The organism is Methylobacterium sp. J-043 (assembly GCF_022829505.1).
Taxonomy (GTDB): Bacteria; Pseudomonadota; Alphaproteobacteria; order Rhizobiales; family Beijerinckiaceae; genus Methylobacterium; species Methylobacterium extorquens_A.
Map to the genome: position 1 here is coordinate 94340 of NZ_JAKSYB010000074.1, position 19148 is coordinate 113487.

General features: G+C 69.7%; 16 protein-coding genes. 11 read left to right on the forward strand and 5 right to left on the reverse strand.

The features are described from left to right. The first annotated feature begins 4 nt into the window (after positions 1–4). The 8 genes from MKK50_RS23040 to MKK50_RS23075 all read left to right on the forward strand — a co-directional run bounded on the left by MKK50_RS23040 (position 5) and on the right by MKK50_RS23075 (position 10179). Positions 5–1567: an FAD-dependent monooxygenase gene (locus MKK50_RS23040; RefSeq protein WP_499025510.1), complete on the forward strand. Its 1563-nt coding sequence runs from the start codon at positions 5–7 to the stop codon at positions 1565–1567. 67 nt (positions 1568–1634) lie between these two features. Further along, positions 1635–1883, forward strand: coding sequence for a hypothetical protein (locus MKK50_RS23045; protein WP_499025511.1), 249 nt, complete (start codon positions 1635–1637; stop codon positions 1881–1883). Positions 1884–1915: 32 nt separating this feature from the next. After that, on the forward strand, positions 1916–2167 hold the full coding sequence (locus MKK50_RS23050; RefSeq protein ID WP_499025512.1) for a hypothetical protein: 252 nt from the start codon (positions 1916–1918) through the stop codon (positions 2165–2167). A gap of 73 nt (positions 2168–2240) precedes the next feature. After that, positions 2241–3128 carry a cation diffusion facilitator family transporter gene (locus tag MKK50_RS23055; protein ID WP_499025513.1) on the forward strand — a complete coding sequence of 296 codons (888 nt, stop codon included), beginning with the start codon at positions 2241–2243 and terminating at the stop codon, positions 3126–3128. Between the two features lie 155 nt (positions 3129–3283). Further along, the gene (locus tag MKK50_RS23060) at positions 3284–4066 is read left to right on the forward strand and encodes a class I SAM-dependent methyltransferase (protein ID WP_253371278.1); all 783 of its coding nucleotides are present in this window, start codon (positions 3284–3286) and stop codon (positions 4064–4066) included. A gap of 73 nt (positions 4067–4139) precedes the next feature. Next, positions 4140–5612, forward strand: a complete 1473-nt coding sequence (gatB, locus tag MKK50_RS23065; protein WP_499025515.1) for an Asp-tRNA(Asn)/Glu-tRNA(Gln) amidotransferase subunit GatB — start codon at positions 4140–4142, stop codon at positions 5610–5612. 241 nt (positions 5613–5853) lie between these two features. Beyond that, positions 5854–8865, forward strand: a complete 3012-nt coding sequence (locus MKK50_RS23070) for a bifunctional diguanylate cyclase/phosphodiesterase (RefSeq protein ID WP_499025517.1) — start codon at positions 5854–5856, stop codon at positions 8863–8865. Between the two features lie 255 nt (positions 8866–9120). Continuing rightward, the gene (locus MKK50_RS23075) at positions 9121–10179 is read left to right on the forward strand and encodes a GGDEF domain-containing protein (protein WP_499025519.1); all 1059 of its coding nucleotides are present in this window, start codon (positions 9121–9123) and stop codon (positions 10177–10179) included. Positions 10180–10295: 116 nt separating this feature from the next. On the opposite strand, the gene MKK50_RS23080 is transcribed toward MKK50_RS23075, so the two are convergent. Beyond that, positions 10296–11648: a sigma-54-dependent transcriptional regulator gene (locus MKK50_RS23080; RefSeq protein WP_499025521.1), complete on the reverse strand. Its 1353-nt coding sequence runs from the start codon at positions 11646–11648 to the stop codon at positions 10296–10298. Next, positions 11645–13522, reverse strand: coding sequence for a sensor histidine kinase (locus tag MKK50_RS23085; protein ID WP_499025522.1), 1878 nt, complete (start codon positions 13520–13522; stop codon positions 11645–11647). Before MKK50_RS23085 ends, MKK50_RS23080 begins: the two co-directional genes overlap by 4 nt. A gap of 311 nt (positions 13523–13833) precedes the next feature. On the opposite strand from MKK50_RS23085, the gene MKK50_RS23090 reads away from it, so the two are divergent. Together MKK50_RS23090 and MKK50_RS23095 are read left to right on the forward strand one after the other, a co-directional pair. Then, entirely contained in the window at positions 13834–15177 is a 1344-nt protein-coding gene (locus tag MKK50_RS23090; protein ID WP_253371290.1) for a dicarboxylate/amino acid:cation symporter, read from the forward strand. A gap of 155 nt (positions 15178–15332) precedes the next feature. Then, entirely contained in the window at positions 15333–15728 is a 396-nt protein-coding gene (locus MKK50_RS23095; protein WP_253371292.1) for a GFA family protein, read from the forward strand. 6 nt (positions 15729–15734) lie between these two features. Here MKK50_RS23095 and MKK50_RS23100 read toward each other — a convergent pair whose 3' ends face one another. From MKK50_RS23100 to MKK50_RS23110, 3 genes are read right to left on the reverse strand one after another with little or no spacing between them, the layout of a single operon-like run. Next, positions 15735–16319 (reverse strand): NAD(P)H-dependent oxidoreductase, encoded by a 585-nt coding sequence (locus MKK50_RS23100; RefSeq protein WP_499025524.1) that lies wholly within the window; start codon positions 16317–16319, stop codon positions 15735–15737. A gap of 3 nt (positions 16320–16322) precedes the next feature. Further along, positions 16323–17564 carry a lytic murein transglycosylase gene (locus tag MKK50_RS23105; protein ID WP_499025525.1) on the reverse strand — a complete coding sequence of 414 codons (1242 nt, stop codon included), beginning with the start codon at positions 17562–17564 and terminating at the stop codon, positions 16323–16325. A 47-nt stretch (positions 17565–17611) separates the two neighbouring features. Further along, the gene (locus tag MKK50_RS23110; RefSeq protein WP_499025526.1) at positions 17612–18322 is read right to left on the reverse strand and encodes an invasion associated locus B family protein; all 711 of its coding nucleotides are present in this window, start codon (positions 18320–18322) and stop codon (positions 17612–17614) included. Positions 18323–18652: 330 nt separating this feature from the next. On the opposite strand from MKK50_RS23110, the gene MKK50_RS23115 reads away from it, so the two are divergent. Then, positions 18653–19147, forward strand: a complete 495-nt coding sequence (locus MKK50_RS23115) for a glutathione peroxidase (protein WP_499025527.1) — start codon at positions 18653–18655, stop codon at positions 19145–19147. The last annotated feature ends 1 nt before the right edge of the window (position 19148 follow it).

A 19148-nucleotide genomic window follows, 5' to 3' on the forward strand; every position in this document is an offset into this window, starting at 1 on the left:
GCCAATGGCAGACGTCCTCATCGTCGGCGCCGGGCCGGTCGGCCTGACGCTCGCCTGCGAGCTGGCACGCTACGGCGTCGGCGTCCGGCTGATCGACCGCGCGCCACAGGCGACGCAGACCTCGAAGGCCCTCGTCGTCTGGTCGCGCACCCTCGAATTGATGGACCGGATGGGCTGCACCGAGGCGTTCCTCGCGGCGGGTCTGCGCGCCCGCGGTGCGACCCTGCGCGGCGGCGGCCGAGTGCTCGGCGGCCCGGACTTCTCCGACATCGCCAGCCCCTACGCCTTCGGGCTGATGATCCCGCAGAGCGACACCGAGCGGCTGCTGGCCGAGCACCTCCGCGGCTTCGGGGTCGCGGTCGAGCGCGAGGTCGAACTCACGGTCTTCTCGCAGACGCCCGACGGGGTGGAGGCACGGCTCTCCCACGCCGACGGGCGCGAGGAGCGGGCGGCGGCGGCCTTCCTGATTGGCTGCGACGGCGCCCACAGCGTCGTGCGCCATGGGCTCGGCCTGCCCTTCCGCGGCACGGCGCAGGGCGACGAGTGGCTGCTCGCCGATATCCGCCTCGACGGCGCAGGCGCCCCGCCTAGAGCGCTTTCCGACGAAGCGGTTTCCGGTTCGTCGAAAGAAAGCGCCTCAAAACAAGAGGATAGAGGCGTGATCCGACCCAACGTGGTCGGGCACGGCTCTAACGACAGGATCGCGGTCTATCTCCACCGGGACGGGCCGTTCGTGATCTTTCCGATCCCCGGCGGCCGGGCGCGGGTGGTCGCCACGGTGGGAGGCGCGGACGGCCAGCCGCGGCCCGATCCGACGCTGGCCGAGGTGCAGGCCCTGGTCGCCGCGCGGGCCGGGCCCGGCATCCGGGTGTCCGATCCGGTCTGGCTCAGCCGCTTCCGCATCCACGAGCGGAAGGTCTCGGAGTACGGCCGGGGCCGTGTGTTCCTGGTGGGGGACGCCGCGCATATCCACAGCCCGGCCGGGGGCCAGGGCATGAACACCGGCATGCAGGACGCGGTGAACCTCGCTTGGAAGCTCGCCCTGGTGCGGCGCGGCGCGGCCGCGCCGAGGCTCCTCGACAGCTACAGTTCGGAGCGCAACGCCGTCGGCGAGATCGTCCTGCGCAATGCCGGGCGGCTCACCGCCATGGCGACGCTCACCCACCCCCTCGCCCAGGCCGTCCGCAACCGCGCGCTGCATTGGCTCCTCGGCCTTCACGCCGTGCGGCGGCGGATGGCGGCGACGATGAGCGAGATCGCGATCGGCTATCCCTCCTCGCCGCTCTCGGTCGGCACCGGCGCCGGCCGGCGCTGGCGGCCGGAGGATGCCGCCGGCCCGCCGCCGGGCGCGGGCGCCGACCCGCGCTTCGTTCTCTACGCGGCGGATGCCGAGCGCGGCACGGCGCTCGCCGCCCGCTTCCCCGGTCTGGTTCAGCCCGTCCCGCGAACGAACCCTGAGCCGGGGCGCCTGCATCTGGTGCGCCCCGACGGGTATGTCGGCCTTGCGGCTGCCGCCGCCGACCGGGATGCCGCGGCGCACTACCTGAAAGAATTGGGATCGGCCTGAACCCAGTGCAGCCGAGGTGCCTCTTCGCGCGTTGAGGGCCCGATTCGACGTAAGGACGCTGCCCACGATGACTTGGTTTGCCATAAGCCCGCGCGATCCCGCCGATCCGCGCTGGCCGCTTCCGGAAACGCCGCGGATCACTCTCAAGGCCGAGAATGCGGATGATGCCCGCCGCCGCTTCGAGGAGGCCTATCCGAGCAAGCCCTTCGGCACGCCGGGCCACCCCACCGGCGACGCCGGACCCGGCAGCTTCCGGGGTGATGCGGAGGCGCTGGTGGTCGAGGAGACCGACACGCCGCCCACACCGGAGGCGTGAGCCGTGCCGCCGGCCACAGGGATCGTCGCGCCATGACCGAAACCGGCAGACAACCGCCGCACGAGACGCTCGACGCGCAACTCGTGCGCTACTGGGAGCGGGAGGCCTCTCGCTTCGACGAGCTGGCCGCGCGGTCGAGCTTCGGCTGGATCAGCCGCAACTACGCCCGCCGGGCGCAGCGTGCCCGCGAAAAGGCCGAACGCAGCCGTGCCAAGGAGGTCGCCCGCGGTCGCCTGCCCGCACCCGCGCAAGCGGCCGATCGGGACGGCGATAGCCCGAGCTAAAACCTTTGCCGTGGCCTTCCGGGGCCACGGATCGTAAGGGCGGGGTCGTCCCCTCCCCACCCCCTTGAGCTGCATGACAGGAACCGAAAAGGCTGCCCTGGCGAGCGCCGCCGTCGGCGTGCTCGTCACGGCGCTGAAATTCGCCGCCTATTGGCTCACCGGCAGCCTCGCGCTCTATTCCGACGCGCTGGAGAGCATCATCAACGTCGTGGCCGCGGCCTGTGCCTTCCTGGCCGTGCGCGTCGCCGCGCAGCCGGCCGACGAGGACCACCCCTACGGACACCACAAGGCGGAGTACTTCTCCGCGGTGATCGAGGGCGCGCTGGTCATCGTCGCCGCCCTGCTGATTCTGCGCGAGGCGTATTTCGGCATCCTCGACCCGAAGCCGCTCGACGCGCCCGCGCTGGGTCTCGCCGTCAACGGCGTCGCCACCGTCATCAACGCGGTCTGGGCGATGCTGCTGTTCCGGCACGGCCGGCGGCTGCGCTCGCCCGCCCTGTTGGCCGATGCCCGCCATATCCTCGCCGACGTGGTGACCTCCGGCGGCGTGCTGATCGGCCTCGGGCTCGTCCTTGCCACGGGAACGCCGGTGCTCGATCCCGTGGTGGCGGGCCTCGTCGCCCTCAACATCCTCTGGTCGGGCTGGACGATGGTGCGCGATTCGGTCAACGGCCTGATGGATCAGGCGGCCTCACCCGAAATGGTCACGCGCATCCGCGCCCTGATCTCGGCTCACAGCGAGGGCGCCCTGGAGGCCCACGACGTGCGCACCCGCCATGCCGGCAGCGCCACCTTCATCGACTTCCACCTCGTCGTGCCGGGCGAGATGACCGTGTTCGAATCCCACGCGATCTGCGACCGGCTGGAGGGGGTGATCGAGGCGGGGATCGAGGGCGCGGTGGTGGTGATCCATGTCGAGCCGAGCGATCAGGCCAAGCTGCGCGGCGTCCCCGTGATCTGAGACGGTTTCCGCTCGATCGAAGCAGAGGTCGTAATGCAGCCGGCGCGGCGCTCGAGCGAAGTCGACATCCGCCATCCCGAAGGGATCCCGTGGATATTGTATGAAGCCGGCTTCGGGCGAGACGCTGGCCCCGTCGCCCGGTTATAGGGACCCTCATGAAGCGGGTCTTTCTCACCTCCACACCGAGCCACCGCAACGCCTACGACCTGTTCGACGGCCGCTGGGCGAGCGATCTCAGCGAACTCGTGCCCGATCTTCCGGTCGGCGGCGGGCTGCCGGGCTTCCGTGCCGATCCGCGCCCGCGGCAGGCGGCGGAGATCCTGGGACGCGACGGCCGCTTCGACGGCTACGACATCCTCGAACTCGGGCCCCTCGAAGGGGCCCATACCTGCCAGCTCGAAGCGCTGGGGGCGGGCAGCGTCACGGCGGTGGAGTCGAACTCGGAGGCCTTCCTCAAGTCGCTCATCGTCAAGAACATCGCCGGCCTCAACCGTTCGACCTTCCTGCTCGGCGACGTCAGCCGGCATCTCGCCGCGCCGGGGCCGCGCTACGACCTGATCTTCGCCTGCGGCATCCTCTATCACATGCTCGACCCGCTCGAACTGATCCGGCTCGCTGCCGCGCGCTCCGACCGGTTGTTCATCTGGACGCATTACTACGCCCCGCAGGCGCGCCTGCGCCGCCACGTGCCGCGCGCCGTCGAGCACGAGGGGTTGCGCCTCACCCTGCACGAACTGACCTATCGCGACCGCGGGCTCGCCACCTTCTGGGGCGGCAACCAGGGCCGGACCCGCTGGATCGAGCTGCCCGACCTCATCCGGGTGCTCGCCCATCACGGGCTGACCGAGACGACGATCATCGCCGACGACCCCGACTTCGTGAACGGCCCGGCCGTGACGCTTGCCGCGCAGCGGCCCGGCGCCGCTTCACCCGCTTGACCCGTCCGGCACGGGCTCCCTACACACTCGGACAGGCGCCGATCCGGCGGTGCCGGCACTGAAGTCGAAGAGAATGACCGAGCGCGTCGATCCGAAGAAGCTCATCAAGGGCGGCCTGCACGACTGGGAGGTCGTGATCGGCATGGAGATCCACGCTCAGGTCACGAGCCGCTCCAAGCTGTTCTCCGGCGCCTCCACCGCCTTCGGCGGCGAGCCCAACGACCACGTCTCGCTGGTCGATGCGGCCATGCCCGGCATGCTGCCGGTCATCAACGAGGAATGCGTCGCCCAGGCCGTGCGCACCGGCCTCGGGCTCAAGGCGCAGATCAACCTTCGTTCGGTCTTCGACCGGAAGAACTACTTCTACCCGGACCTGCCGCAGGGCTACCAGATCTCGCAGTACAAGGACCCGATCGTCGGTGAGGGCGAGGTGCTGGTCGATCTGCCCGAGGGCGAGTCGATCACGGTCGGCGTCGAGCGGCTGCACCTCGAGCAGGATGCCGGCAAGTCCCTGCACGATCAGGATCCGACCAAGAGCTTCGTCGATCTCAACCGCTCCGGCGTGGCGCTGATGGAGATCGTCTCCCGGCCCGATCTGCGCTCCTCGGAGGAGGCCAGGGCCTACGTGACGAAGCTGCGCACGATTCTGCGCTATCTCGGCACCTGCGACGGCGACATGGAGAAGGGGAATCTCCGCGCCGACGTGAACGTCTCCGTGCGCCGCCCCGGCGAGCCGCTCGGCACGCGCTGCGAGATCAAGAACGTCAACTCGATCCGCTTCATCGGCCAGGCCATCGAGACCGAGGCGCGCCGCCAGATCGCGATCCTAGAGGATGGCGGCAAGATCGATCAGGAGACGCGCCTCTACGACCCGGCCAAGGGCGAGACCCGCTCGATGCGCTCGAAGGAAGAGGCGCACGACTATCGCTACTTCCCCGATCCCGACCTCCTGCCGCTCGAATTCGATCAGGCCTACGTCGATGCGCTGGCCTCGGGCCTGCCGGAACTGCCGGACGCCAAGAAGGCGCGCTTCATCAAGGATTTCGGCCTCAGCGCCTACGATGCCGGCGTGCTCGTCGCCGAGCGCGCCTCGGCCGACTACTTCGAGGCGGTGGCCCGCGGACGCGACGGCAAGGCCGCCGCGAACTGGGTCATCAACGAGCTGTTCGGCCGTCTCAACAAGGAAGGGCGCAGCATCGAGGAAACGCCGGTCTCCGCCGAGCAGCTCGGGGGCATCGTCGATCTGATCGGCGACGGCGTGATCTCGGGCAAGATCGCCAAGGATCTGTTCGAGATCGTCTGGTCCGAGGGCGGCGACCCGCGCGAAATCGTCGAGACCCGCGGCATGAAGCAGGTCACCGATACCGGAGCCATCGAGGCGGCGGTGGACGCCATCATCGCCGCCAACCCCGACAAGGTCGAGCAGGCCAAGGCCAAGCCGACCCTGCTCGGCTGGTTCGTCGGCCAGACCATGAAGGCGACCGGTGGCAAGGCCAATCCAGCGGCCGTCAATGCGCTGCTGAAGGACAAGCTCGGTATCGAGTAGGGCCGGAGCCTAATCGCGCGTGGGATTACGCGGCAAATAGCGATTTCGGGTCGCCGCCGAAGAAATTTGCGGTTGGCGGCGGGCGATCAGGACCGCGTCAGGACGCCTGGGCGGGGAAAAAGACCTTTCCGGGATTAGCATCGGCCATCGAACGTCCTTTAACCTCGAGCTGAGACGTTTCGCTTCATTCCACCAGCCTCGGGTGCCGGTTTTGGTCCGGCGCCTGTGGGGAAGCCAAGCGATGACAGCGTCCCGTCCGGTGCCACCCAGCGACCGTGGAGCCGCCGCACCCGTGCGGCGCGTACCGGGGGCGACCGGCCTGGAGAGCCGTCTCGAGGCTCTGTGCCGCTCCGCCGCCGAATTCTTCGCCGTCCCTATGGCGGCGATCGCACTCGTCGACGAGGATCGCTTCCGTTTCCGCGCCCGCTACGGTGTCGAGGATGACGGCATCGACCGCGAGGGCGCCTTCTGCAATCACACGATCCGGCGGCAGCGCGGCGACGCCCTCGTGGTGCCGGATCTGATCCGCGACGAGCGCTTCGTCCGCTCTCCCCTCGTCGTCGGCGCGCCGTATGCCCGCTTCTACGCGGGTCTGGCGATCACTTCAGAGGCGGGCCGGGCCATCGGCACGATGTGCCTGATGGATCGGGTGCCGCGGCACGACTTCTCACCCGACCAAGTGCGGATCCTGCGGGAGTTGGCGCTCGTCGCCGAGGCGCATCTCCGACTGGAAGAAGCCCGACTGGCGAGCGAGGCCGAAGCGGCGGAACGCTGGCAGGCGGAGGCGCGTCTCGTGGAATGGGAAGCGCGCCTGCGGGTGACCGAGGCGGCGCACGCCATGGCCGAGCGCATTGCCGCCTTCGGCCACTGGCGGATCGACGTCGCCGGCCGCACCATCGCTTGGTCGGAAGGGATCGCCCGGATCTTCGGGCGCAACGCCGGACTCGCGACGCTGCCGCTCGAAACGCATTTCGGCTTCTACCATCCGGACGACCTCGTGCGGGTCCGGGCTTCCATCGATGCGGCGCTCGCCGGTCGCGGCCGGAGCTCCAGCGGAGGCTACGAGCACCGCTCCCGCCTCCTCCGTCCCGACGGCGAGGTGCGGGTTGTGGCCGTGCACGGGCTCGGCGAGCACGACGAGTCCGGTCGTCTCGTCTCGATCTTCGGCGTCTGCCTCGACGTGACCGAACTGGTCCATTCCGAGCAGCGCCTGCGCCAGACGGGTGAGGCGATGCGCGCCACCCTCGAAGCGATGGACCAGGGCCTCGTGATGATCGGCCCGGACGACCGGGTCCAGGTCCACAACCAGCGCGCCCGCGACCTTCTCGACCTGTCGGACGAGGTTCTGCACGAGGGCGCGTCCTTCGAGGCGGTCAGGCGTCACTTCGCGCAGCGCGGCGAGTTCCGCACGGCCCCGCCCGAAACCCGGGAATGGCTGGAACGCGGTGCGCCTCCGTCCGGGATACAGAGCTACGAGGGCACGCGGCCCAACGGGACGATCTTGGAGACGCGGCTCGCGCCGATGGCCTCCGGCGGCCTCGTCTGCACCTACACCGACCTGACCGAGCGCCGCCAGGGCGAAGCGGCCCTGCGCTCGGCCGAGACCGACTACCAGTCCCTGTTCCAGAACGCGGTGATCGGCGTCTACCGTGCCCGGCTCGACGGCGGCATCATCCAGGCCAACCGGGCGCTGGCCCGGCTGCACGGCTATGACGGCGGGCTCGCGCCGGCCGAGGGCTTCAACCACGATTGGTATGTCGAGCCGGGCCGGCACGCCGCATTCCTGAAATCTCTGGAGGCGGAGGGCCATGTCGAGGATTTCGTGTCCGAGGTGCGCCGTCACGTCGGTGGCGAGCGCATCTGGGTCGCGGAGACCGCCTGGGTCGTGCGCGACGCGGAGGGCAAGCCGGTCTGGTTCGAGGGCACCGTCGCCGACGCGACCGAGCGCAAGCGCGCCCAGGCGCTGATCGAGCACATGGCCCGCTACGACGCGCTCACCGGGCTGCCCAATCGCCGGCTGTTCCAGGAAACCCTGAGCCGTGAGATCGACGGGGCCCGGCGCGACGGCGGCTGGGTGGCGGTGCTGTGCTGCGACCTCGACCGCTTCAAGGCGGTCAACGACACGTTCGGCCATCCCGCGGGCGACGCTTTGCTCCGCGTCGTTGCGGGCCGCCTCCGCGGTGCCTTGCGCGATGACGACGTGGTGGCCCGGCTCGGCGGCGACGAGTTCGCCATCATCCTGCCGGGCCGGGGTGAGCCCCGCCGCATCGCCGCCGTCACCCGCCGGTTGACCCAGGCCGCCGGCCGGCCGGTCGATCTCGGCGGCCCCGCCGCCACCGTCGGCATCAGCATCGGCGTGGCGGTCTGGCCGAAGCACGGCGACAGCGCCGACACCCTGTTCAAGAACGCCGACATCGCGCTCTACCGGGCCAAGGATTCCGGGCGCAACACCTTCCGCTTCTACGAGAGCGGGATGGATCTCGCGGTCGCGACCCGCAACCTGCTGGAGATCGACATGCGCGAGTCGATCCGCTCCGGCGGATTCGCGCTGCACTACCAACCGATCTTCGCCCTCGCGGACGGGGCGGCGCAGGGCTTCGAGGCGCTGCTGCGCTGGGATCATCCGGTGCGCGGGCCGGTCTCGCCGGGCACCTTCATTCCGCTGGCGGAGGAGACCGGCCTCATCACCCAACTCGGCGCCTGGGCGCTGCACGAGGCCTGCCGCGAGGCGGCCTCGTGGCCGGGCGATCTGCGGGTCGCGGTCAACGTCTCGGCGGTGCAGTTCCGCAAGCCCGGGCTGGAGCAGAGCGTCGTGCGCGCGCTCGCGGCCTCGGGCCTGCGGGCCGACCGGCTCGAACTGGAGATCACCGAGAGCGTGCTGATACAGGATGCGGATGCCGTGATCGGCTGCCTCCACCGCCTGCGCGCCATGGGCGTGCGGATCGCGCTCGACGATTTCGGCACCGGCTACTCGTCGCTGAGCTACCTGTGCCGGTTCCCCTTCGACAAGATCAAGATCGACCGCTCCTTCGTCCGCGACATCGACGAGCCCGTGGCGGCGGCCGTGGTGCGGGCGGTCGTAGGCTTGGGTGAGCGTCTCGGCATGGCCATCACCGCCGAGGGCGTGGAGACGCAGAAGCAGTTGGCGCGGGTGCGGCGCAAGGGCTGCACCGAGGTGCAGGGCTTCCTGCTCGGCCGGCCGCTGCCCGCCGCGGAGGCCATGATCCTCGTCGCGGAGTGGGCGGCGGCGTGAGCCGATGCGCGAGGAGGCTCGACGGCGGTACCTGTCGAGGACGGATGTGTGTAAGTCCTCAGCGGAGAGCGAACCGGTACGTCGACGGGAAAGGCTGAAATTTAAGAGTAATCGGCTATCCCTTCAGTCGTGACGTCGCGGGTGAGAGCGGTGCCCGCCCACGTTGGGCCGGGCACCGCTCGATCCTCTTGTTTTGCCGCGCTTTCTTTCGACGAACCGGGACCCGCTTCGTCGGACAGCGCTCGAGGGGCGGTGATGCCGGGACAGATGCAGCAGGCGGATCCGGACCTCGACCGCGCCCTGGCTCCTGCGCACCGCGCCTGGGAGGCGCTCCGGGAGCATGCCCTGCCGCCCTCCCCGCGGAACTACGAATTGCTGCACGTCTTCTTCACCGGTGCCAATCCACCGCTGAGTGAACGCCTCGCGCCCTGCCTTGCACCCGGTGGGACGCTGACCGAGGAGCAGGCGAGCGCGCTCTACGACACCTGCATCGCCGCGACCGCGTCGGAGGCCTCCGTGCTCGACGGGGCGGGCCGGCTCGCGGAGGCGGCCGGTGCCCTGGCGGAACGCGTCGCGGGCAGCCGGAGGGCGCTTGCCGGCTATGGTGACGCCCTGACCCATTGGTCCGGCCGCCTGAATGCGCGTCCGACCGCCGATGAGCTGATGACGGCGCTCGTCGCGCTCATCGGCGAGACCGAGCAGGCGCAGACCCGAAACCACTTGCTCGAAGAGCAGCTCTCGGCCTCCGCCGCCTACATCGCCAAGCTGCACAAGGATCTCGTCGAGACGCAGCGCGCGGCGGCGACCGATGCGCTGACGGGGCTTGCCAACCGCAAGGCCTTCGATGGGTTCCTGCGCGACTCGATCGCCCGGACCCGGATCGATTCCGGCAGCACCTTCTCCCTGCTCATGCTCGACATCGACCACTTCAAGGGTCTCAACGACCGGCACGGCCATCGCTTCGGCGATCAGGTGCTGCGCCTCGTCGGACGGTTGCTCAGCGCGAAGACGACGGATCGCGACCTCGCCGCGCGCTACGGCGGCGAGGAATTCGCGATCGTGCTCGGCGAGGCCGACATCGGTGCCGGCGTCGCGCTCGCCCAGGAGATCTGCAGCCGGCTGCGGGGCCAGCGGCTGGTCAAGCGCGGCACCGGCGATGTCCTGGCACAGGTCACGATCTCGGCTGGCGTCGCACAATACCGGCCGGGCGAGGCCGCCCGCGACGTGATCGAGCGGGCCGACCGCGCGCTCTACGAGGCCAAGCGGACCGGCCGCGACCGCGTCTGCCCGACGCCGCGGGCCGCGGTCACGTGAGGTCTCGCGGCAATCAGAGCATCGTCCTGGATATCGGATCCGGGGCCGATGCTCGAGCCTTCTGACTTTGCATCGTCTCTTTCCGAAAGCCGGGGACCACCTTTCGGGATGACGCTCTAGCGGAAATCGGTCGGCGCGAGGCCGTAGCGGGCGATCTTGTCGTAGAGGGTCTTGCGCGGGACGCCGAGGGATTCGGCGGCCAGCCGCACGTCGCCGCCGGCCATGATCAGCTCCTCGCGGATCAGGCCGCGCTCGAACCGCTCGACCTGGTCGGACAGGCTGAGGACCGCCGTCGGCGCTGCTTCCGGGGCGGTTTGGCCGGCGAGGCCCAGTGCGCAGCGTTCGGCGAAATGATCGAGTTCGCGCACGTTGCCCGGCCAGGAATGGCGCAGGAGGTGGTCGCGCACCGCCGCCGTCACGGGGGGCGCCTCGCGGCCGAACCGGGCGGCGGCGCGGGCCAGAAAGTGTTGGAACAGCAGCAGGATGTCTTCCCGCCGCTCCCGCAGGGGTGGGATCACGACCGTCACCACGTTGAGCCGGTGGAAGAGGTCGTCGCGGAACGTGCCGGCGGCGGCCTCCTGGCCGAGATCGACCTTGGTGGCCGAAACGACCCGCATATCGACCGGCCGCTGCTCGTTGGTGCCCAGCGGCTCGACCACCCGCTCCTGCAGCACCCGCAGCAACTTCACCTGAAGCGCCAGCGGCATGCTCTCGATCTCGTCGAGGAACAGCGTGCCGCCCTGCGCGTGCTCGATGCGCCCGACCCGGCGCTTGAGCGCTCCGGTGAACGCGCCGGCCTCGTGGCCGAAGAGTTCGCTCTCCACCACGCTGTCGGGCAGCGCGCCGCAATTCATCGCGACGAAGTTCTTCGAGGCCCGCCGGCTCCAGCGGTGCAGGGCGTTGGCCACCACCTCCTTGCCGGAGCCCGTCTCGCCGAGGACGAGCACATCGACGTCGGCACCGGCCACGTCGCGGACGAGGCGGCGCAGGCGCACGATCTCCGGCGAGATGCCGAGGAAGGCGGGATCCTCCTCGATCGCCGCGTCGAGCCGGGCGATGAGCCGGCGGTTTTCCAGAACGAGCCGGCGGCGGTCGAGGGCGCGGCGCACCGAACCCATCAACGCTTCGGCCGGATAGGGCTTGGCGAGGAAATCGTAGGCGCCCGAGCGCATCGCGGCGACCGCCATCGAGATGTCGCCGTGCCCGGTGATGAGGATCACGGGCAGATCGGGGTCCTCGGCCCGGATTCGCTCGAACAGGGCGCGCCCGTCGAGGCCCGGCAGGCGCACGTCGGTGACGACCACCCCCGGCGGTTCGGCCCGGATCGCCGCGAGCGCGGGCTCGGCCGCCTCGAAGGTTTCGACCCGGAAACCGTCGAGTTCGAGGCTCTGGCGGTTGGCGCGCCGCACATCCTCCTCGTCGTCGATGAAGACGATCCGCTCGGCGGCGCCGTCCGGCTCGTTGCTCATATCGCCTCCAGGCTCCCGACCGGCTTTGCGTCCCGCTTGTCGCCCGACTCGTCCGCCGGGGCGGGGGCGCGGGTCAACTCCATCCGGAAGGTCGTGCCCTCGACGCCCGAGCGCAGCCCGAGCGTTCCGCCGCACTCCTCGACGATGCCGCGGCAGATCGCCAGACCGAGCCCGAGCCCTTCGGATTTCGTGGTGAAGAACGGGTCGAACACCTGCGCCCGCACGGCTTCCGGAATGCCCGGTCCGTTATCGGCGACCTCGACGGCAATCCGCGCCTCGCCGGCCTCGACCCGTAGGGAGACCCACGGCTCCGGCCGGCCGGTCACGGCATCGAGGGCGTTCTGCAGCAGATTGACGACGACCTGTTCCAGGCGTGGCCCGTCGCCGAGCACGGCGAGATCGGGCGCAGGCGGCGGCGCATCGAGGGCGATGCCGGCTTGCGCGGCGCGCCAGGAGACGACTTCGAGGCTTCCGCGGACGATGTCGGCGAGGCGCACCGGCTCGCGCCGGCCCGAGGCCCGGCGGGCGAAGCCCTTGAGCTGGCGGGTCAGGGTGCCGATGCGCTCGGTCAGCCGACCGATCGCGGAGACGTTCTCCGCCGCATCCTCGATGCGCCCGCGGCGCACGAGAATCGCGGTGTTGTCGGCATAGGAGCGGATCGCGGCGAGCGGCTGGTTGATCTCGTGAGCCATGCTGGCCGCGAATTGCCCGAGTGCTGCGAGCCGCCCGGCCTGAGCCAGTTCGCGGCCGAGGCGCTCGCGCTCGGCCTCGGCGCGGCGGCGCTCCTCGATTTCCGCGAGAAGCTGCCGGTTGGCCTCGCTGAGCGCGTGCGTGCGTTCGGCCACCCGCGCCTCCAGCTCTTCGCGCCGGGCGGCGGCCTCGGCAAGCCGGGTCCGCATCCGCCGCCGCCGGCCCATCAGCATGGCGAGCCCGGCCCAGGCGAGACTCGTCGTCAGCAGGGCGATCAACCGCCCCTGCGCCCGCTCGCGCTGAACCGCGGCGGCGATCGGGGTCAGGGTGTGGAGGCGCCATTCCGTGCCGGGGATCGGGGCGTCGAGCATCAGCGCCGGCCAAGCGGGCTTGGCGCCGCTGCCGACCCGCACGAGGTCACCTGCATCCGAGGCCGCGTAGAGCGGCAGAGGCGAGAGCGGCGCCTCGCCGAACTCGAGCGCTTCGCGGATGCGCTTGCGCTCCGCCTCATCGACGGTGCGCAGCGCCTTGAAGCGCCAGCTCGACTCGCTCGCCACCAGCACGATGCCGCGGGCATCGGTGACGAACACGCTCTCGCGGCTCGCACGCCACGCCGCCTCGATCGCGTCGAACTCGATTTTGACGACGACGACGCCGGCTGCGCGGGGCAGCCGGCGGGCGAGATAGTAGCCCGGCCGGCCGCTGACCGTGCCGAGGGCGAATTGCGAGCCGGAGCCGGTCGCCATCGATTCCTTGAAATACGGGCGAAAGCCGTAGTCGCGGCCGATGAAGCTCTTCTCGGTCGTGGCGTTGCTCGCGGCGACCGTCACGCCGTCGGCGCTGATCACGTAGATCACGGCCGCACCGGTCGCCTCGGCGATTTGCGCGAGGCGATCGTTCACCCCCTCCACGAGGCTGCGTTCGGGCGTGGGTTCCACGACGCGGGAGATTTCGGGGTCCGCGGCGAGCGCGAGCGGCAGTGAACTCTGCGTTTGCATCTCGGCCCGAAGCGCTGCGACTTGGAGCCCGAGGGTCGAGGAGGCCGAACGCCTCAGATCGGCGAGCGCCCACCGCTCCGCCACCCGCCCGCCGAGCCAGCCCACCAGCACCAGAGCGGCGAGCCCTGCCACCACCACGAGCGCGCGGCGGTAATCCTTTGCGGACAGCGGAGCGGCGACGATCACCGCGGCCAATCCAGTCCGAAATTCCGGAACGATCCGGGACCCTGCGTGCGGTTCACCGCAACCGGCCTTCCGACGCCTTGTGCGTGCGAACGTGAAATATCATTCATTTCAGTGCTTTAACAAAAAGTTATCACCGCCGAAGAATTGGCATGCCGGTTGCCATTCCCTGATCGTAACGCAGCCATGACTGAACTGCAGAGCTGTGTGCCGAGAGGCCAAAAACAAGAGCGGACGGTACCGGAATCCTCCTCGGGAGGCGTTCGACGAACCGATCCGACGGACCGTCCATCGTCCGACAGGGAGCAACGCCCATGGCCACCGTGCCGTCCCCATTGACCGCGCCTCACGCGCCGCCCGCACCCAAGCCGCTCTACCGCACGCTGTACTTCCAGGTGCTGGTCGCCGTCGCCATCGGCATTGCCCTCGGGCATTTCTACCCGAAGCTCGGCGCCGACATGAAGCCGCTCGGCGATGCCTTCATCAAGCTCGTCAAGATGATCATCGCGCCGGTGATCTTCCTCACCGTGGTCTCCGGCATTGCCGGCATGACGAACCTCGAGAAGGTCGGCCGCGTCGGCGGCAAGGCGCTCGTCTACTTCATTACCTTCTCGACGCTGGCGCTGATCGTCGGCCTCATCGTCGCCAACATCCTCCAGCCCGGCCACGGCCTGCATATCGACCCGAACTCGCTCGATCCCAAGGCGGTCGCGACCTATGCCGGCAAGGCCAAGGAGCAGAACATCGCCGACTTCCTGATGAACATCATCCCGACCACGGCGGTCGGCGCGTTCGCGGGCGGTGAGATCCTCCAGGTTCTGTTCTTCTCGGTGCTGTTCGGCTTCGGCCTCGCCTTTCTCGGCGAGCGCGGCAAGCCGGTGCTCGACATCATCAAGGTGATGTCGGAGGCCATCTTCGGCGTCGTCAACATCATCATGAAGGTCGCCCCCATCGGCGCCTTCGGCGCGATGGCCTTCACAATCGGCAAGTACGGCATCTCGTCGCTCGCCAACCTCGCCTACCTCGTCGGCGCCTTCTACCTGACCTCGGCGATCTTCGTGCTCGGCGTGCTCGGCGCGGTCGCCCGCTACAACGGCTTCTCCATCCTCAAGCTCATCCGCTACATCAAGGAAGAGCTGATGCTGGTGCTCGGCACCTCCTCCTCGGAGTCGGCCCTGCCCTCGCTCATCGACAAGATGGAGAAGGCCGGCTGCTCGCGCCCCGTCGTCGGCCTCGTGGTCCCGACCGGCTACTCGTTCAACCTCGACGGCACCAACATCTACATGACGATGGCGGCGCTGTTCATCGCCCAGGCCACCGACACCCCGATCACCTACGGCGAGCAGATCCTGCTTCTGCTGGTTGCCATGCTCTCCTCGAAGGGTGCGGCGGGCGTGACCGGCTCGGGCTTCATCACGCTGGCCGCGACGCTCGCCGTCGTCCCCTCCGTGCCGGTCGTCGGCATGGCGCTGATCCTCGGCATCGACCGCTTCATGTCGGAGTGCCGCGCCCTCACCAACTTCATCGGCAACGCGGTGGCCTGCATCGTCGTCGCCCGCTGGGAAGGTGAGGTCGACGAGGCCAAGCTTCACGCCGCGCTGGGTGGCAAGCCGATCGCCGAGGCGGCCCTCGCCCCGGTCCTCCAGCCGGCTGAGTGATCCGGTCAGGAGGGCGCACCGTCCTGCGTCCTTCGTCCGGTATGGGAGCCGCGGCAGCCGGAATAGGGCTGCCGCGGTTTCTCGCTTTTCGAGACACACCCCAGGCTCTATAGACCGGCGCGTCGCGGCACTGCGCCGCGATTTAGGGAGGTTTCATGCTTAAGGGACGCTGCCATTGCGAGGCCATCACCTACGAGATGCCGACCGAGGTGGCCCATAGCGCGCTCTGCCACTGCTCGGATTGCCGGCGCCATTCCGGTGCGCCGATGGTCGGCTGGGCGATGGTGCCGGCCGAGCGCGTGACGATCTCCGGCGAGCCCTCCGTCTACGCCTCCTCCGAGCACGGACGGCGGCATTTCTGCGGGCGATGCGGGACCAGCCTGTTCTACGTCAACGAGCAGATGCTGCCGGGCATGATCGACGTGCTGACCGGCACCCTCGACACGCCCGAAGCCCTGCCGCCGCAGGTGCATATCCAGGTGGCCGAACGCCTCGCCTGGATGGAGGAGGCGCACCGGCTGCCGAGCTTCGAGCGGTTTCCGGCTGGCTGAGGTCGCTTAGAACGCGTGCAGCCGTCGGTGAACCCGCTCGACGAAACGCGCGCGCATCGGCTCCGTGGCGCCGTCCATGCCGGTGAGGGCGATCCAGTCGAGCCAGCAGCGCCGGGCGCAGAGTGGGCGGATGCCGAAGCGGAACAGCCGCCAATCGGGCCAGCCGACGAGCCAGAGCAGCCAGCGCGGCGAGCCGTAGGTCGTCACCACCGCGATCCTGCGGATGTTGGTGAGGCGCGGCTGAAGCACCTTCGCGCCACCCAGCGCGAAGGCCACGCCGGGTAGCCAGACCCGGTCGAACCAGCCCTTCAGCATCGCCGGCGGCCCGAACCACCATGTCGGGTAGACGAGGACCAACGCCTCGGCCCGGCGCAGGGCGGCGACATGGCCGGCGATGTCCGGCCGCTCGGCGCCCTCGTCGTAATAGGCGCCCCGCTCCTCCGCTCTCAGCCGCGGATCGAAGTTCTCCTCGTAGAGATCGAGCCGTTCGACCCGGTGGCCCGCCGCTTCGAGCGCCGCGGCGGCGGTGTCGCGCAGCGCCGCGTTGAAGCTGTCCCGGCGGGGATGGCAATGGACCAGCAGGACGCGCATCGGTTACGGGGCCGGCGCGTCCGCCGTCCGCACCCGGTCGAGCAGCGCGGCATCGGCGTAGCCGTCGGGCACGAGGCCCTTCGCTTCCTGAAAGGCGCGGATCGCGGTGCGGGTCTTGGGGCCGATCTTGCCGTCGGCGCCGCCGGCTGGATGGCCCAGCGTCGTGAGCCTCGTCTGGAGGTCGGTGCGCTCCTCGGTCGTGAGCATGCGGTCGCTCCGCGGCCAGTCGCGGCTGAAACCGGGCGCGCCGCGCAGCCGGTCGGAGAGATGGGCCACGGTGAGCGCGTAGGCGAGCGCCGTGTTGTAGCGCAGGATCACCCGGAAGTTCGGCTCCACCAGGAAGGCCGGCCCCTTCGCCCCCGTCGGCAGCAGCAGGGCGGCGCGGCGCTCCACATTGTCCGGGAAGGCGCCGTTGGTGGGCTTAAGGCCGAGCGTCCGCCACTCGGAGAAGGGCCGCTCGGTGGTCTCGTCGGCGAGCCGGTAATCGAACCCGTCCGGCAGCAGGACCTCAGAGCCCCAGCCCTCGCCCGCGCGCCAGCCGGACTGCTTCAGGAAGTTGGCGGTCGAGGCGAGCGCGTCGGGCACCGAGTGCCAGATGTCGCGCCGGCCGTCGCCGTCGAAATCGACCGCGTGGCGCAGGAAGGCGGTCGGCATGAACTGGGTATGGCCCATGGCGCCGGCCCAGGATCCGCGCATCCGTTCCGTGTCGGCATCGCCGTCGGCGAGAATCTTCAGGGCCGCGACGAGTTCGTCGCGCCAGAGGCCGGGCCGGGCGGGATCGCCGCAGGCCAGCGTCGCCAGCGCCGGCACGACGGGACGGATGCCGGAGCCTTCGAGGGCGGCCCCGTAATTCGACTCGACGCCCCAGAAGGCGACGAGAACATGCCGATCGACGCCGTAGGCCGGCTCGATCCGCCCGAGAACCTCGGACCACTGGGCGAGCTTGGCTTGGCCCGTCGCGATCCGCTCCGGCGTGACGCTCGCCTCGATATACTCCCAGACCGGTTTCACGAACTCGGCCTGCGATCGGGTCGCCGGCACCACGGCCGGATCGGGTGCGACCCCCGACAGGGCCGGCTCGGTCACCGTCCGAGGCACGCCGCGCTCCTCGGCGAGCGTCTTCAATTCACCGAGGCAGCGCGCGAAATCCGGCGGCGCCGGATCGGTCGGTGCCTCGGCCCGCGCCGGGATCGGCCCGGCGAGGATCGCGGTGGCGAGAAGGAGCGCTTTGGCAGAGGGCTGCATCGGGGCAGCCTTAACCATTTCTCCGGCCGATCGCGAGGCCGGGCGCGTCAGCTTCCGAAGGCGCTCGCCCGGGCGAAGGCGGCGGCGAAGCCGGAGAGCGGCACGGTGATGATCGTCGGCTCCTTGGCGTCCGGCTTCGTCGCCGAGATGGTGAGGCTGGTCGCCGTCTTCATCGTGTCGGTGGCCAGCGTCGGCAGGCTGACCGGCACGAGGCAGCCGTCGCTGACGCAGAACGAGTAGGGCGCACCCTTGCCGAGTTGCCGGTCGTCGAGCTTGAACGAGACGCCGGGCTCGATCTGAAGGCCGAACGGCATCAGGATCAGCCCCTCGCTCTTCCCGTCCTTGGGCGGCCTCAACTCGAGGCTGAACAGCCGCTTGCCCGTGCGTCGATCGCCCTGCGACTGGATGATCACGCAATCGGTGCGCGCCTCGGCGCGGTTGCAGTTCATCGTCCAATCGCCGTAGCTCTCGCTGACCGAGCTGGCGCCGGGGGGCCACTGGGCCGATCCGGAGGCGGCCGCGGGCTCCAGCACCGTACCGGAGGGGGCGGTGCTCGCCGGCTCTTTCGCCTCTTCCTTCTTCGGGGCCGGCTTGCGCGGGCGCGGCTTCGGTCGCGCGGCCGGCTCGGCGGGGGCGGCCTCCGGAGTGGTCTCGGCGGCGCCATCCTGAGCGACGGCCATGTCCGGCCCGACCAGGGCCATCAATCCGGCGAGCAGAAGCGCCGTGGAGGACGCGGTTCCGCGGGACAGGGACGGCATGGTGGAGCTCCTGCGAGTGTCGTCCGGGGCTCTGGGGGTACCTCACAAAATGCTACAGCACCGATCGTCTCCTTTGCGGGGACAGCGGCGCGGCAGGCGGGTCGTGAGAACCACTAAGCCCTTGTTTTATCGTGCTCTCTTGTGCCGAACCGTATCCACTTCGGCGGCTAGCGCTCTAGCTCCGCTTGCCCGAGGATGCAATTGCATGAACGCCGCACAGCACTGCGACAATGGACTTTGCGGTCGAGCCTGGAATGATTCCACAAAAATCAGGACAATATCGCATCTGAGGGTGGGACTATTGAGCAATCGATGGCGTTGGGAACGGTCATGAGCAGCCTCTACGATCACGTCCCGCGCGATGCGCGCGGTATCCCCCATCCCCTGTCGCAATACCGCGGCAAGGTGGTCCTGGTGGTCAACACCGCCTCGAAATGCGGGTTCACACCGCAATATCAGGGCCTCGAGACCCTGTGGCGGCGCCATCGTGCCCGCGGCCTCGTGGTACTCGGCCTGCCCTGCAACCAGTTCGGCGCCCAGGAGCCGGGCGATGCCGCCGCCATCGAGCAGTTCTGCTCGCTGACCTACGACGTGACCTTTCCGGTCCTCGCCAAGGTCGAGGTCAACGGCCCCGGCGCCGACCCGCTCTACGTCGATCTCAAGCGCGAGAAGCCCGGCCTGTTCGGCACCCAAGCCATCAAGTGGAACTTCACGAAGTTCCTGATCGGCCGGGACGGCCGGGTGATCGACCGCTTCTCGCCGTCCACGAAGCCCGAGGCCCTGGACGGTGCGATCGAGCGGGCCCTGGCGGAGGCGGGTGAGTAAC